16 protein-coding genes are annotated in these 15,917 nt (G+C 41.9%); 8 read left to right on the top strand and 8 right to left on the bottom strand.

Features of this window, described 5'->3' with window-relative positions; genetic code table 11:
• The first annotated feature begins 472 nt into the window (after nt 1–472).
• The gene (locus tag GUY17_RS18745) at nt 473–1,102 is read left to right on the top strand and encodes a GPR1/FUN34/YaaH family transporter (protein WP_162024410.1); all 630 of its coding nucleotides are present in this window, start codon (nt 473–475) and stop codon (nt 1,100–1,102) included.
• Nucleotides 1,103–1,169: 67 nt separating this feature from the next.
• On the opposite strand, the gene GUY17_RS18750 is transcribed toward GUY17_RS18745, so the two are convergent.
• Both GUY17_RS18750 and GUY17_RS18755 read right to left on the bottom strand, forming a co-directional pair.
• Nucleotides 1,170–1,688, bottom strand: coding sequence for a hypothetical protein (locus GUY17_RS18750; protein ID WP_101085040.1), 519 nt, complete (start codon nt 1,686–1,688; stop codon nt 1,170–1,172).
• Nucleotides 1,689–1,692: 4 nt separating this feature from the next.
• The gene (locus tag GUY17_RS18755; protein ID WP_162023986.1) at nt 1,693–2,490 is read right to left on the bottom strand and encodes a helix-turn-helix domain-containing protein; all 798 of its coding nucleotides are present in this window, start codon (nt 2,488–2,490) and stop codon (nt 1,693–1,695) included.
• Nucleotides 2,491–2,945: 455 nt separating this feature from the next.
• On the opposite strand from GUY17_RS18755, the gene GUY17_RS18760 reads away from it, so the two are divergent.
• Nucleotides 2,946–3,767, top strand: coding sequence for a cytochrome C (locus GUY17_RS18760; protein WP_162023987.1), 822 nt, complete (start codon nt 2,946–2,948; stop codon nt 3,765–3,767).
• 10 nt (nt 3,768–3,777) lie between these two features.
• Complete coding sequence (locus GUY17_RS18765; protein WP_162023988.1) at nt 3,778–4,347, top strand: hypothetical protein; 570 nt, start codon at nt 3,778–3,780, stop codon at nt 4,345–4,347.
• A 249-nt stretch (nt 4,348–4,596) separates the two neighbouring features.
• Here the strand turns inward: GUY17_RS18765 and GUY17_RS18770 are convergent, their stop codons facing one another.
• A complete protein-coding gene (locus GUY17_RS18770) occupies nt 4,597–6,690 on the bottom strand; it encodes a prolyl oligopeptidase family protein (RefSeq protein ID WP_162023989.1) in 2,094 nt (697 codons plus the stop codon).
• A gap of 226 nt (nt 6,691–6,916) precedes the next feature.
• On the opposite strand from GUY17_RS18770, the gene GUY17_RS18775 reads away from it, so the two are divergent.
• A complete protein-coding gene (locus GUY17_RS18775) occupies nt 6,917–7,195 on the top strand; it encodes a peptidylprolyl isomerase (RefSeq protein WP_011639051.1) in 279 nt (92 codons plus the stop codon).
• Nucleotides 7,196–7,383: 188 nt separating this feature from the next.
• On the opposite strand, the gene GUY17_RS18780 is transcribed toward GUY17_RS18775, so the two are convergent.
• Nucleotides 7,384–8,109 carry an arginine N-succinyltransferase gene (locus GUY17_RS18780; protein ID WP_162023990.1) on the bottom strand — a complete coding sequence of 242 codons (726 nt, stop codon included), beginning with the start codon at nt 8,107–8,109 and terminating at the stop codon, nt 7,384–7,386.
• A gap of 171 nt (nt 8,110–8,280) precedes the next feature.
• Nucleotides 8,281–9,012 (bottom strand): hypothetical protein, encoded by a 732-nt coding sequence (locus tag GUY17_RS18785; protein WP_162023991.1) that lies wholly within the window; start codon nt 9,010–9,012, stop codon nt 8,281–8,283.
• Nucleotides 9,013–9,448: 436 nt separating this feature from the next.
• Here GUY17_RS18785 and GUY17_RS18790 point away from each other — a divergent pair, with 436 nt between their 5' ends.
• Nucleotides 9,449–9,700 carry a DUF2999 family protein gene (locus GUY17_RS18790; RefSeq protein ID WP_101085033.1) on the top strand — a complete coding sequence of 84 codons (252 nt, stop codon included), beginning with the start codon at nt 9,449–9,451 and terminating at the stop codon, nt 9,698–9,700.
• 83 nt (nt 9,701–9,783) lie between these two features.
• Here the strand turns inward: GUY17_RS18790 and GUY17_RS18795 are convergent, their stop codons facing one another.
• The gene (locus tag GUY17_RS18795) at nt 9,784–10,275 is read right to left on the bottom strand and encodes a MarR family winged helix-turn-helix transcriptional regulator (RefSeq protein WP_162023992.1); all 492 of its coding nucleotides are present in this window, start codon (nt 10,273–10,275) and stop codon (nt 9,784–9,786) included.
• Between the two features lie 146 nt (nt 10,276–10,421).
• Here GUY17_RS18795 and GUY17_RS18800 point away from each other — a divergent pair, with 146 nt between their 5' ends.
• Complete coding sequence (locus tag GUY17_RS18800) at nt 10,422–11,315, top strand: DMT family transporter (protein WP_162023993.1); 894 nt, start codon at nt 10,422–10,424, stop codon at nt 11,313–11,315.
• A gap of 32 nt (nt 11,316–11,347) precedes the next feature.
• On the opposite strand, the gene GUY17_RS18805 is transcribed toward GUY17_RS18800, so the two are convergent.
• Nucleotides 11,348–11,860: a hypothetical protein gene (locus GUY17_RS18805; RefSeq protein ID WP_162024411.1), complete on the bottom strand. Its 513-nt coding sequence runs from the start codon at nt 11,858–11,860 to the stop codon at nt 11,348–11,350.
• A 508-nt stretch (nt 11,861–12,368) separates the two neighbouring features.
• Here GUY17_RS18805 and GUY17_RS18810 point away from each other — a divergent pair.
• Nucleotides 12,369–12,983 carry an excalibur calcium-binding domain-containing protein gene (locus tag GUY17_RS18810; RefSeq protein WP_174839659.1) on the top strand — a complete coding sequence of 205 codons (615 nt, stop codon included), beginning with the start codon at nt 12,369–12,371 and terminating at the stop codon, nt 12,981–12,983.
• Between the two features lie 160 nt (nt 12,984–13,143).
• Here the strand turns inward: GUY17_RS18810 and GUY17_RS18815 are convergent, their stop codons facing one another.
• Nucleotides 13,144–14,145, bottom strand: a complete 1,002-nt coding sequence (locus tag GUY17_RS18815) for an AraC family transcriptional regulator (protein ID WP_162023994.1) — start codon at nt 14,143–14,145, stop codon at nt 13,144–13,146.
• A 246-nt stretch (nt 14,146–14,391) separates the two neighbouring features.
• On the opposite strand from GUY17_RS18815, the gene GUY17_RS18820 reads away from it, so the two are divergent.
• Entirely contained in the window at nt 14,392–15,858 is a 1,467-nt protein-coding gene (locus GUY17_RS18820) for an NAD(P)/FAD-dependent oxidoreductase (protein WP_162023995.1), read from the top strand.
• The last annotated feature ends 59 nt before the right edge of the window (nt 15,859–15,917 follow it).

The following is a 15,917-nucleotide window of genomic DNA, read 5'->3' on the forward strand; positions in this document are numbered from 1 at the left end:
GGAGTTAGTCATAAATTATTGACCATAGAGATGATTTTTGCTGTAAATGTTATTTTTGCAAGCCACAACAAACTTAGTGAATTTGTATCGCTTACATCACAGAATACTCCGCATCAGTCACAACTTAACCGCCCTAGTGAATAGCAGAACAATGCTATTTTTGATACCTGTCGCACTAACCGCAACAACTTGCACAATATCACCTCACTCGCATGTGCTTTCAGTATCTGTTTGAATTTAAATAACTTATTGGAAAAATTAAGTTTAGCTTTACACTATTAAATACAAAAAATAAATTAAGTCATTGTTTTTAATAATGAATAACTTGCTTTACGATTAGCTATTCATCCCTATTGCTGCTTATTGCTACCCGTAGACGCTTTCTCTAAAATGCGCGCCTTGCCCAATCGGGGTGTAAATTAATCTTTAGCGACGTTATATCGGCGTTAAAACTTTCCATTAAGGGAACATGATGTCTACAAAATTAGCGAATCCTGCACCATTAGGATTAATGGGCTTTGGCATGACAACCATACTGCTCAATATCCATAATGCTGGCTATTTTCCAATTGATTCGATGATCCTCGCAATGGGGATTTTCTACGGTGGCATTGGCCAAGTGATTGTCGGCATGATGTGCTTTATGCGTGGCGACACCTTCGGCACCACCGCGTTTACTTCATACGGCTTATTTTGGTTAACCTTAGTGGGTATTATTTTAATGCCAAATATGGGCGTAGCCGCCAGTCCAGCAAACTTTATGGGTTGGTATTTAACGCTGTGGGGCACCTTTACTGCCTTTATGTTTGTGGGATCGTTACGTTATCCACGAGCAAAACAAGTAATATTTGGTTCATTAACCATCCTGTTTTTCTTATTGGCCGCACGCGACTTTACCGGTAATGCACTGCTTGGCACTATTGCAGGATTTGAAGGTATTTTTTGCGGAGCAAGCGCTATTTACTTTGCCATGGCCCAAGTGCTTAACGCTGAATATGGTCGCACTATTTTACCTATTGGGGAGTTAACTCAGACTAAAGCTCAGGTTCAGCCCCAAGCAACTGAAGCGGAAAAAGTAACCTTACACTCGGTTAAAGCATAAATAACCCGAGCTCGGGTTAAATACTTAACAGGTCGATGCATTGCATCGACCTTTTTGTTTGCATAAATTAATGCACCAAACGACAGCCACACACGGTATTACTCGGCTGAAATAAAACCACTGCATAATCTTTTGTTTCATCGCGTTCCAACACCTGAAGACTTAATGAGTGCATACCATTCTTGTTTAAATTTATTCCGCTAACATACGACAAATATTCATAATGTGCCGGTATATCGAGACTGCCCCCGCCTAAATACTCTTGTTTAGTGGTCACTGAAATATCGTACATTTGCCTTTGAGCATCAATTCTATTCACTCTACCCGTCATCGCTAATGTGCCAGCTGAATTGCCCTCTAAGTCATAATAGCGGTAATTAATTTGGGCTAAACCATCTTTAGAAACGAGATCGACCAATAAATAATGATCGCTATCTGCAGCGCCAACTTCATGATTAAACAGTTCTGAACTGCAGCTCAGCATAAAACTCGGAGTCTTGGATGTTAACGAGTAAATGCCGCCAATACTGGCCAGCAAACACAATAGAATGACAATATTGATTACCCATAATCCTTTTCTTGCCATTGTACTAATGCCCCTGAGATCGATGAGATGAAGCGAGTCGAACAGGTAATGAGTCGCAAATGTTCACTTGTTCAAGCCATGCTGAATTGATAAATCGCTTAGGTTGGCGTAAGTCGCTAATTTTTAAATTACGAATAATAGACTGGCCCAAATAATCACCTCTGAGGGTAATGTTCAGTACTTGCTTGTCATGAGATAACGATAAAAAAGCTTTATTCCATACCGTTTCAGCACAACCTAATAAACTTTGTGTGAGCAGTTGTCCTTGACCAATCAGTAACTCATTATTGGTGTTTGAAGGTGAATACAGAATCACATCTACTTGCTGGCCCGAATTTAAGCTCACCGTTTCTATACTCAACGGCATAGTTGGATTGATAGAATGGCCGACTTGATTAAACCACCATAGGCTTACCAGCGACACGCTAACAACTGCAATGACCACCAGCAAAGCTTGTAATGGCCGAATGACTACGCGGGCTAATTTATTGCTGGATTCTTTACGGGCACGATGATGCCTCAGCAAATAACCTTGGCCTTTTACTGTTTCGATAAGCGTTTCGTATTGTGGTCCAAGAAAAGAGCGTAAGGTAAAAATAGCCCTGGCGACTGACGCTGAACTCAAATGTGAATCGTCTTCATGACCCGACTCTAATAATGGTTTAGCAACAACTTTCCCTTGATACTCGACCAATAATGTCAGCACATGTAACTCGGCTCTGGGAAGATGCCACACCACTCCGGTTTCCTGGTTAATTAACTCCCCTTTGTCGACACTGAACCTGCAATGTCCCAATTGCATGTAGACCGCCTCAATAATTGACCTAACTTCGACATACTGAAGTGTATGCATAAAATCTTATGAAATCTGTGATCCTTATACCTAAGCGCTTTATTCCTTAGTAAAAGTAAGTCTTTAAATGTGCAAACTGATAAATTTGCGAGCGACATCACGTCATTTCATGATTTTAAAAACACACTAAACGGCTACAAAAATGCATAAATGTGCAAAATAGTGAGACTCACATCACAAAATCCTATGACGTTAAGCACATTCAGCTTCAATAAATCGATGCCACAATCACTAAAAAACCTCATTTCAAGCCGCTATTTTTATCTGTCTTGAATCACATCTTTAATTGCTCCATTGCTTATTGTTACCACATCAAGTTGCTAACCCATTTTTACTAGCAACTCAAAACCCCCAACACTAGAGATTGGGAATAATAAAATAACGATGAGTAAAGGGTGATTATTATGAGCATAAACAGACGTCAAGCATTGACACAAATTATTGGTTTAAGCACTGCAGCAGCTGGGGCAACGTTATTAGGCACATCTGCATTTGCTGCCACAGACGCAGATGGCAACTACCGTTTAGAACTTGGTGAAAAACTTAAATATGCGCCACTTGATGCGATGCAAACAGCAAAACTTGCCTATGAAACGGGTGGCGGTTGTATGCACCAAGTATTTCACGCCATTGTGACTATGCTAGCGGCATCTGGCAGCGTAGACGCCAGTAAGTTTGCCACTATCCCTACCGCATTAGCAGGTTATGGTTGGGCAGGCGTAGTTGGCCAGGGAACATTATGTGGCAACCTTAATGCTGCCGGTATGTTGATTAATTTCCTTGACGATATTAATGGTCAAAACAGCGCCATTATTGGTGCATCGTTCCGTTACTACGAAACCAACGATTTACCGTTATCATCTGCTGAGTTCATTGCGGGGATTGGTTCTACAGCCGATAAATCACTCGAAGTAGGTAAAACCTCTATTGCCAACAGCCCACTGTGCCATTCATCTATTAGTAATTGGTCTGCGGCATCTGGAAAGCCTTTTGCATTAAAAGGTGAACGTTGCAAACGCCTCTCTGCCAGCATGGCTTTTTATATTGTTGATTTACTCAATCGTGCCTATGGCGGTGAAGATATTTCAGTATTAGCAGAAGCAAAACCGTCTGTAGAAGCGCAAGCATGTCAGTCTTGTCATGGCGTTACCGAAACTATGGGCTCTGCAGCCAGCGTGAAAACAGATATGGAATGTACCACTTGTCACACAGGGCATTACAATTAAGGAGCGCATCATGAAGGTTAAATATCTTAGCGCCATATTAGCGAGTTCATTGTTAATCTTTGGCTGTAATAGCGACAATGATGACGAAGTTGTCACTGAGCCACCGGTGGTAGTTATTCCCCCTGTTGTTGTGCCACCAGTAGTCGTTGTACCGCCTGTTGTTGATGGCGTGAGTATTGATGATGCCAGCACTGTGGTGGTTAAACTCGACACATTTGACTCGACCACTGGCGCACTATCATTCACCGTTGCCAATAGCGAAGGTGAAGCGCTGACTAACGTAGCCGATTACGATATTGTGTATTTTGGTTTTCCTGACCCAGCCTCACCGTCCATAAAGCCTAAGGCTTGGAAACGTTGGCATGTCACTCAAAACTATCAATGTGATAGTACAGCCACTGACAGCTGTACAGGCACATTAGAAGCGACAGATACTGCGGGAAAATATACTTTTAATGTGAGCGATCTCGACTTACAAAGTAAAGCATCGGCAAATGCTGAAATGATTTATAAGGTTGCGGTCCAAATTAAGGGCGCGCTTGCCAGTAATGAAATTGAGTTGATTGACCCTAGCAATTAATCATCATTCAGCCTCCCCCCGGCTAATGGCGAGAGAAGACCACTTGTGCTCATTAGCTTCAGGCTATTTGTCGCAGTATTACACTGCGGCTCTTTTTATCATTTTCGCAGCACGGCTTGAATATACAAAACTGGGTATGCACCGCTTAGATAAACAGTTTAACGCTGTACAGCTGTGAATATTGAAAACAAAAAAAGGGTTTCAGCAGCACTGAAACCCTTTTTTATTCAACACTGGCTACTGATAAATTTAACGAAGCTGTTGCATTAAGTATGCGTAAACCATTGAACTTAACTCGGCGGCCTGGGTATTGTCTGCCGCGCCAGCATGGCCACCTTCAATGTTCTCAAAATACAACACATCTATGCCCATGTCTTCCATTTTCGCCACCATTTTACGCGCATGCGCTGGGTGTACACGGTCATCACGAGTTGACGTGGTAAAGAACACTTTAGGGTATTTAACCCCTTGTTTTAAATTGTGATATGGCGAATAGGTTTTAATGTATGCCCACTCTTCTTCGATATCAGGATTACCGTATTCGCCCATCCAACTGGCACCAGCCAATAACTTGTTATAGCGCTTCATGTCCAACAATGGCACCTGGCACACTACAGCGTTATACAGTTCAGGACGACGAGTAAATGCAGCACCCATTAACAAACCACCGTTACTACCACCTTGAATACCAAGATGTTTGCTTGACGTAATTTTGCGCGCAATTAAGTCTTCGGCAATGGCTTCAAAGTCTTCATACGCTTTATGACGATGTTGCTTTAACGCTGCTTGATGCCAAGCTGGGCCGTACTCTCCACCACCGCGAATGTTAGCCAGTACATAAACACCGCCCTGCTCTAACCAGTTTTTACCAATAGTGGCCGAATAGGCTGGTAAGCGCGATACTTCAAAACCGCCATAACCATAAAGTAATGTTGGGTTACTGCTATCGAGTTTAATGTCTTTAGCCATCACTACAAAATAAGGCACTTTTGTGCCGTCTTTTGACGTAACAAAGTACTGTTTCGTGACAAACTTATCGGCGCTAAATTGTTGCGGCATGGCTTTAATTTTATCGGCTTTTAAGCTGGCACCATTTAAGCGATATAAACTGGCTGGTTCTAAAAAGCTGGTGTAATTAACAAAAAAATCATCACTATCACGTTCAACATCAAACACACTTAAGGTGCCATTGGCTTCAAATGGCACAGGTTTGCTTTGCCACTCACCTTTATCGTTTTGCATGTATCGTACAAGTTTGCTTTTTACATCATCTAGCCAAGTGACAAAAATGGCATTCTGGCTAAATGCGACTTGTGAAATAGAAGCATGCTTCGTTGGCGATACCAGTTCACTAAACTCAGGTTTTTGCGCAATGAGTTTATCAACAGGTGTATAAACAATGGCGCCTTGTTTGAAAGTCCCTTTGGGGGTAACTAAATCGCTTTTTAGCTCGATATATAGCTGACCTTTAAAGTAACCTTTTAAATCGGCATCTTCAGGAATAGGCAGCGACACTAACTTACTATCTTGATAAACATAATGTTTAGCGGTGTAGAAGGTTAAACTTTCGGTGACGATATTCAGCGGTGTTTTATCATCAAACATCACATAACCCGACACGGCAACGGAGGCTTTATCGCCTCTAAACACTAATTTGGCTGCAGACAACGGTGTGCCACGTTTCCACAATTTAACCACGCTTGGATAGCCTGAATCCGTCATGCTTTGTGCATCACCAAAATCAGTTCCGACAAACACGGTATCTTTATCAATCCAGCTTAACCTTGACTTAGCTTCAGCCAATACGAATGGCTTTTGGGTGCTGTCAACAAACGCTTTTGCGGTTAAATTAAATTCACGCACCTCAGCGGCATCTGCCCCCCCACGTGACAACGACACAAAGCAGCGCTCGTTTTGTGGGTATTGACATTCAATGCCTTTAAACACCCAATTAACCCCCTCGGCTTTGCCAAGGGCATCGATATCAAGCACAGTTTCCCAGTTGGGTTCAGCCTTAGCATATTCCGCCAGTGTGGTACGACGATAAATCCCACGCTCGTGGGTTTCGTCTTTCCAAAAATTATACAAATAATCGCCAATACGAGTGGCATAAGGAATACGGGCTTTATCGTTTAAAATCTCTAGGCTGTTTGACACCAAGTTATCAAAGCCTGAGTAAGCCTTAATGTGAGTTGCAGATACGGCATTTTGCTGCTTAACCCACGCCAGCGGCTTGGCGCCTTCAACATCTTCTAACCAAATATATTTGTCTTCTTCTGCATTAACTGGTGTTGCCATTGTCATCGCACTCGCTATACATAGGGGTATGATTCGCTTAAGCATTAAAAATTTCCTTTTTGTTATTTGCTCGCGGCATTTTACTAGCATGCATCTACTTTATAGGATCCATGTAGATGTTCAATCGATAAGGAGAGCAAACTGTAACAGGCAAGCCCCATAACAGAGCAAATTATTGCTAGATTATCATGCCAATTTGGTCGACTAAGCAGGTATAATGTCGCGCTAAACATTGTTCTACCCATTCAAACAAATAAATACAGGCACCAACATGGCCAAAACCGCAGCAGCATTACATATATTAGTTAAACATCAGACTCAGGCTGAAGACATCATCAAGCAGCTTAATAATGGTGCTAAATTTGATGTATTAGCCAAAAAGCACTCTAGCTGTCCTTCGGCCAAAAGCGGCGGTAATTTGGGCGAGTTTAAAAAGGGGCAAATGGTGCCACCATTCGATAAAGTCTGTTTCAACGGCGAGCTCATTACGCCACACCTCGTCAAAACTAAATTTGGCTGGCATGTGGTGAAGGTACTTTATCGCACCTAGCAATAGTCGGTCTGAGGAATAGCGCGTCGACAATAGTCGCGCTTAGAATCAATCACACATAAGATGAATGAGTCCAGAGCAGTCTAGCGATAAGATAAGAGGTGAACGGTTTTCATCCGTGATATTTCAAGGCGAAAGTGGGCTTGATATCAACGCCCACTTTTCAAAACACCAACGACTTACAATATTTACTTGCGCAGTTTGATCGACAACTCTCCATCACGAATTTGAATATCATCTACACCATCAGCAAAAGCATTCCAAAAGCCACGATCGCCAAACTCACCGACCAAATTGACGTTTTTCATGTTTCCTAGCCACGCATTCGGAATAGGCACGCCCATTAAGCTCACGCCAACTAGCGCAACAACTGGACGACGATTAGCATCAAGATGAATATCAAGCCCAGTATTCACGCGTAAAATCTCCCCAGCCATAATCGGAAAGTCGTCTGGGATCGGGATAAGCATTTTGGCACTGGCTAAGTTATCAGAAAAATCAATCGCTACACGCCGAGCAAAATCAGGATTACGGCCAATCATCGAATTCACTTCTTTCTCACTAAATGTCACTTGCCGATCAGCGTCAAACTCACGATACGCTTCAGGGGTTAACTCATCACTATTTTCACTAGCACTATCAGCTGCACGGGAATCACCACTTGATGCTGTAACCGTTGAGCGAGGTTCAACTTGCCAACCTAACCGAGTCAGTTTTTGATCCAATTGTTGCTCTTCTTTAGCATTTAAGCTAACCGGGGTGAGCGGTGACGGAAAGATATAAGTGCGGATAATAAAAAATGTCAGCCCTGCTGTAACAAGCATTGTTGCTGCAATAATCAGTAACAGTTTGGCTCCAGAGGCGCCAGTTTGCCGACTGCGCGGTATAGCCATATTTGTCATTAACGCTTGCATTCTATCCCTTCACAGATGTTTTTGATGATTTCATAGTACTGGCGGCTGACTGTAAAGGACAGTAAAACTCGTCATTAAGTCAACTTGAGCTGACATTTCCAGTGAATATTTAGCTGAAAGCTTAAGGGGAATACCCCGTTGATAGCTCTATGTTAAGCCGATGATATCGTATTAACCAAACAACCAAGCTCCACCTTTGATCAACAGACAAACCCCTGCACCCATCATAAATAAATAGCCAAAAATAAAACCAACGGCCCCACTAGAAGGACCGGTCCCATCTAAGCGAATAATTATTCCACTGATATAAAACAAGATAAAAAAGTTTAGCATCATACTCAACATAAAATAGTCGCCCATGACGGGAAGCGCGCCACCGATAACACTACAAATGAGTAGCAAAAAGTCGCTAAATTTTTCTTTGGTTATATATTTTTTCTCTAAGACTCGGACAAAAAATACCACCAGCATAATCGCTAAATAAAGCAGTGAAATTGATAATGCGGAGTACATTCCTTGTTGTATTGTTACCGCCGTAACGTCTGGTGTTACAGCGATGTCTGGACTTGAGTCTGTAAACAAACTTGCAATAAAATGACCTATGCCGAATATTATCAACCACGCAATACCGAATGAGATGAGATCATCTCGAACAATAGGATGACTTGCCTTATGATTAACCATTTTGGCCAATAGCAGACCGAATAACGTGACTGCAGCCAGTAAACTTAACGCATACCAATATTGGTCTAGATAGAAGAAAGCAAAGCTGGGGGGAATAACTAAAAAGGATTGATAAAACTCGTTTTTTTTCGTTGTCAGACCGGTATCTTTATAAAATGCCAAATACACAATTAACGGTTGAGAAATAACAACGGTAATACAAAGGGTAACAATATCCATATAAAACATCCGTGTAGTTAAACAAAACATACAGCACCATGCCATACCGGGCTTAGTATAAACGCCAATATTGTAAACTCAATCAATAATTCATCGCCGTTAATATAGGCATGATGAACTATCACTATAATCCCTCAACTCAACACCAAGCAGGCATGAATAAGCCTATGAATTATTACAGATCTTTATTCATGTAGTTATTTCAAGTAGTTGATATTTTGTAGAGTAATAAGACAGAGCAATTAAGATAGAGTCATGAAGCATAGAGACGAGACTGAATCACTAGACTGACGTTAATCGTGGCGGCTGCTCAGAGGCCTTAAACATTACATCAATCATATCGACAGTTATCATGAATAGATAATGAGGCTTGCACCAGTATTGTGAAAACGTGATAAAATCACAACTTAGTCCATTAACATTACAAGGTATAGCAATGAACCCGATTCTTGCCATCTTCAAAGAACACAATATCAGTGACGTACAAATTAATGAGTTGTTCCAGACGTTAACTGAAAACCCATTCGCAGCAATGGCAACTATTGGTCAATTAGGTATTCCTGCAGAAAAGCTACAACAGTTGATGGGCATGGTGATGCAAAACCCAGCCTTAATCAAAGAAGCAGTTGAAGAGTTAGGACTAGATTTTTCTAAAGTTGAAGCAGCAAAAGCGCAGCTACAACCATAAGTACTAAGCCATTAAAAATGCACAAACAACAACGGCCAGTATCTTAAGATGCTGGCCGTTTTTGATTTATCCGATCACGACTGCTATTGATTACCTTCAAAGCCTGCTAACCAGGTTTTGAATAATTGGTTAAGCTCGGGCTGTTCAATGTCAGAAAGATTTGCCACCAGTTGGTGTTGAACCTTTACATGCTCCTCAATCGCTTCATCTATTGTGGCAAGACCTTTGTTAGTCAAAGCTACCGATACACTGCGCCTGTCTTCAGTGCTGTGTACACGGGCAATTAAGTCTTTAGATTCAAGCTTATCTAAGCGATTTGTCATCGCGCCAGAGGTTAACATCATCGACGATAATAACGCTGAAGGGGTTAAGGTGTAAGGTTTACCATTACGTCTTAATGTCGCCAGCACATCAAACTCACCCATGGTCAGGTCAAACTGCTTATGACAAGTTGATATTTCAGCCTCAATATGTTTTTGCAAACGCAAAAAACGCCCAAGAATCGCCATTGGCTCGGTATCTAAATGCGGCTTTTGTTCGCCCCATTGCGCTACGACTCTATCAATATCCTCCATACCTCACCCTTATCATTTTGCACTCAAAACATAGCTTAAAAACTTAACGTAAAGATACTTCATAAAAAGGTACTTTACAAAAATAACTTATCAGTCCAGAATTAGCACTTATCTTTACATAAAGATATTTAATACAAAGGTAGTTTATGAATATTTTACTGGCCATGATCCCTGCATTTTTTTGGGGTACCACTTATGCGATGACCCAGCTTACTTTGCCAGACTGGCCACCATTATTACTCGGTGCCCTTCGTGCGCTGCCTGCAGGACTGATTCTACTGGCGATTAAACCGAGCCTACCGCACAAAGCCGACTGGTCTATTTTAATTAAACTCGGTTCTATTAACATTGCGGTGTTTTTCAGTTTGATTTTTATCATGGCACTGACGCTGCCATCGGCTATTTCTGGTATCGGGATGATTTCAGTGCCGGTTTTTGCGATGTTATTTCATTGGGTAGTCAGTAAAAAACGTCCTAATTTGCTACAAGCACTTTCTGGCGCGGTGTTAATTGGCTTAGCTTGGATGCTGTTTGACCCAAGCTCCATTAGCTTAAACCCCATAGGATTAGTCGCAATGTTTGCCGCAATCAGCTGCATAATTATCGGCAGCACAATGACCAAAGCGTTAGGGTCGCGCATTCATTGGTGGACAATACTCACCTGGCAATTGATTATCGGCGGTACATTGCTATTCGTTGTCGCTGGTATTCAAGCGCTATTTTCACCACAACAATATCTCAATGTGGTCAGCCAATTTAGCTTGACGAATGGCTTCGGTATAAGCTGGATAATATTGCTCAACACCGTACTCGGTTACAGTATGTATGTGTGGTTACTGCAACGTATGTCTGTGGTCGACTTCACATTTGGCGGCATTGCCAATCCGATAGCGGGCATCGTCTGTGGCCTAGTATTAATAGGCGAATCATATACATCACACCAATATTTATTAATGAGTGGGATGATTTTAGCCTCTATCGCGCCAACATTAATTCAGCTACTGCGCCCAAAAAAACTCAGTACTACCACGAGCGATTAACTGAGCCTATGGGCGAGTCATTGAGCTAATAACTACAGCAGAGCTCTTAACTGATTGAGTGCATCGACAGAGAAGCCTTGGTCATAAAAGTAAATCACTGTACCTTGCTCATTGAGCAGCACGACTCGAGTATTATTGGGATTTTCATTACCGGTAAAGGCTTGTACTTGGTCGCCATCTTTATAGATGGTGACCACGCCTTTCCATAATGGCTTGGGTATGCCTGCACGCATGCCATTATTAATCAGAGGGCTGAACATTCTAGGAAACAATCCCTGAATAGTCGGAACTTCATATACCGACACTTGAGTTTGAGTCATGTCTAAGCCAATCAACCAGCGATCAATATCAAACTGTGAATCTTGCTTGTAACCAATCAACAACAGCGACAATTTACCTTGTAAATCCTCAGGTAAAGCCATCGACTCGTTTTCAAGTGTTTGACCTGTTACCGATGGAAAATCTTGCCCTGTAATAGACTGATTGGGATAACTGGTGCTACAAGCACTCAGCAGTAAAGCGGCAATAATCATTAAAAAACGCATCTGTAATCCTTGTTTATAAATATCCGATTCTTTTATACGCAGCCAAATGGCAAAAGGATTGCTTGTTGCCAAATTCAAATAAAAATTGACTGCATTTACAACCAAATGTAACCGTTGCAGCATATTTTTACCCAAAGTATAAACATGTCATTCAGCTAGCTATTCTCTAGCTGCCATTCCTCAATGGCTTCTTTATTCTCCGTGCTCCCCCTCTGTTTTCACCTTTGGTTAATTCATCAAAATAATCCTGCCTATGTACACGTTAAACTTAATCTTAAATAACACCACGCTTTTGTTGCAGCCAGTTGATAATTTGCCCAAGTCGATATCAATTCAGTTTTTACCTGAGCAGGTAAACGTGGCGAATATATTTTATGACTCTATCTAAAAACTCAATCAAATTACTGGCTAAAACACTGTAGTTATAGGTATTATGTTGCTGATTTAAAAGCATGATTCTACATCATGATTTTTATTAACTTAATGACTATCAAGGAATAGTATCGCCATGGAAAGAGGCATCTTAATTCGCTGGAACAATGAAAAAGGTTTTGGTTTTATCAAACCAGAAACCGGCAACACTCAAGATGTGTTTATTCATATTTCAACCCTAAAGCACATGGCCAGAAAGCCCATTGTTGGCGATGAGATACTATTTCATCGCGAGAACCAACCCGATGGCAAAGTCAAAGCCGTAAAAGCCAGTATTGAAGGCGTGGCTGTTATGTCTAACACAACCCGTCCAGCTTCTCACACTGGTCAACATCATCGAAACAGCCCATCTCATCATGACGAAAACTACCGTTCAAGCCCCGTGCTTGGTCGCGTAATCATGCTTATTATCCTGCTTGGGATTGGTATTTTCGGTTATAAACAATATCAAAAAATGACTGCTACGCCAGTGCTGACCAATGAGAATATTGAACAGATGGAGTGGACACCAACCGTATCAAAACCAAGCTCAATCAATCTACAACCACAGTTCAGATGCGAAGCCGGTAAAACACACTGCAGTCAAATGCGCTCATGTGCAGAAGCAACCTTTTATATCCGTAACTGCCCAGGTACACAAATGGACGGAAATAACGATGGAGTTCCATGTGAAAGGCAGTTCTGTAATTAAACATGAGGTGATGGAGTCATAGAAAGCAGGTTCTGGCTAACAGCCGCTTGCTTGGGCACTAGAGTGCTAAATCCTAGACCTTAGGTATGAGTCTTTAGATTCTAGGCTTCAGGAATAAGGTTCCAGCTAGCCTTTATCTATTTGGCACAGGCGGCTATCGCTATTTTTTCGCCTGCTTTCGATACTGGCTTGGGGTCATATTTTTGCAGCGTTTAAAGCTGTGACTAAAATTAGCCCCATCACTAAAACCAAGGCGTTCGGCTATTTCATCAAGTTGCATCGGCGTTAATAATAGCGCTTCGGCTATGCCAAAACGAACATCGTCACGCACCTGGCGCCAACTGGTTTGTTCTAGTGTGAGTTGACGATGCAAAGTGCGAGTCGTTCGAGCTAAATGCTGAGCGATATCTTCCATTGATGCTGTTAAGCCTAAGTGTACTAAGGTGTCTTTTACCAACTTAGCAACAGGTTTCCAGTTTTGCTTTTGTTGCAGTAGCTGGTTGCATTGCGCCTCACATAGTCTGGCGGTGGCTTCATTGGCTTTTAATAATGGCAGATCTAATAGCGGTGCTAATCCAGTAAAACCGTTATAACTAGCATTGAATTGGATCTCAGCACCCAGTTTTTGCTTTATATCCTCGAGTGACAAGCCTGCGGGCTGAGGCGACGTAAACTGCAGTTGTATCGGCAAGTCGTTACTTTCAAATACTTCTCGTTGGATCATCGCAGCGCCCAACATGTCTCTAACTAACACCAGCTCGCCTAACTCTCCAGGAATGTCACATGAGAACCTTAGAGATAAATCGTCTTTAAGCTCAGTTAATGTTATTTGTGAAAAAACATAGGTTAAATCTAGATAACGTAAGCCTAATTCAATCGCCTTTCTCGCAGTGCTGCTCGCCAATAGAGCATAACCCATGATGCCATAACTGGTCAGGTGATAACGGCAACCTAACTCCATTCCAACCTTGAATGGGCATGAAGTATTGAGCATTAGGTTATTTAACACCTGTAATTCTTGTTTTCCTTCAACCAGTTGCTCGTGGTCGGTTAATTGGCCCCCCGTCAAACCAGACCCTTGCAGCAGTTTATCTTGCTCAATGCCCAGCTCAATGCCATAGGACACAATAATTTGCACACTGGTAATACTGCGAAATGTCATAACTGAGGGCTACCATGTCTTAAAATCACAAATATACGTCCCTTTAGCGCGTAGATCAATGAACAATAGTTTCCTATGCTGGATAGATAATACAATTTATTAACAACATTTGAATGAACCGTTATCGAATAGTTAATGCTCAACGTAACAAGTAAAAATAGCGATGACGAATAACAAAAGCTAATAACAAAAGCTAACAACAACCAAGCACGTTAATAAATAACCATAACAAGAATAGAGGGCATCATGACCCAAGTTAAACGAAATCCTACTGTGGTGATCATTGGTGCAGGTATGACGGGCATCTTAATGGACATTAAACTGCGCCAAGCTGGCATCACCGATATTGTAGTACTGGAGAAAAAAGACTGCGTGGGCGGAACGTGGCGAGAAAATACCTACCCTGGAGCTGCCTGCGATGTCCCCGCTCACATGTATACCTATTCATTTGAACCTAATCCAAATTGGAGCCGTTTTTTTGCCCATGGACCAGAGATTAAACAATACTTTGAAAACGTGGCAGATAAATATGATGTTAAACGAGACATACGCTTTAACGAAGCCGTTACCGATGCACAATATGCCAATGGCAAATGGACGGTAAAAACCAGCCAACAGCAAACCTATATTGCCGATTTTATTGTGTGCGCCACCGGCATTTTGCATCATCCACAATTTCCAGACATTCCCGGATTAAAAGATTTTAAAGGCACAACATTCCATACTGCCCAATGGAATCATGACGTCGACATATCCGCCTCAACCCGGGTTGGAGTTATCGGTACTGGGTCAACGGCCGCACAGGCCATACCCGAACTGATTACAACCGGAGCTAAGGTGTCAGTTTTTCAGCGCACACCACAATGGCTAATGCACCTGCCCGATTTTACCTTTTCAAAAACCAACAGAAAGTTAATGGCTCGCTTTCCCATCATCACCAAAATTCATCGCAATATGGGCAAGTTTTTTCTAGAACATTTTTTTACCAAAGCAGTCACGGGACACTTTATCCAAAAGCATGCGTTAAATTTTTTGTGTAAAGCCAACTTACGATTAAGCATTAAAGACCAAACCTTACGCGAAAAGCTACGACCTCATTATCAAGTAGGCTGCAAACGGGTCATTATCAACACCACCTTTTATAAAGGCATTCAAAAACCCAATGCTGAGTTAATAACAGAAGGCATTGAGCGCATAACTGAAACAGGCATTATCACTAAAGACGGTAAACATCACGACCTCGATGTATTGGTATTATCGACCGGTTTTAATGCATTTAGTTTTATGCGCCCAATGAATCTCATTGGGCGCAACAATTTGCACATTGATAAAGCCTGGGCTCATAAAATCAAAGCCTATCGATCAATGTTACTCAGCGACTACCCTAACTTTTTTTTAATGCTCGGCCCCAACACACCTATTGGTAACTTCTCCGTTATCGCCATGAGCGAGGTTCAAACTAACTACGTTATTAAACTGATCGATAAATGGCGTGAGCATGAATTTGATGAGTTTGAAGCCAAGCAACAAGCCATTGACGACTTTAATGCCTACGTAAAGGAAGGGTTAAAAGGCACTAGCTGGGTTGGAGGATGCCAAAGTTGGTATTTAGATGCCGATGGCGACCCAATTTTATGGCCCTACACCTGGCAACGATGGGTTGATGAAATGAAACAGCCGCAGATGGAACACCTTAATACCCGATCATTTTAGTTGGCTTATCCACCTTTCACCCTTACATATCCACCCGTATTGATTCACTCGTGCTGATT

The sequence above is a fragment of the Shewanella sp. Arc9-LZ genome, from assembly GCF_010092445.1.
GTDB lineage: Bacteria > Pseudomonadota > Gammaproteobacteria > Enterobacterales > Shewanellaceae > Shewanella.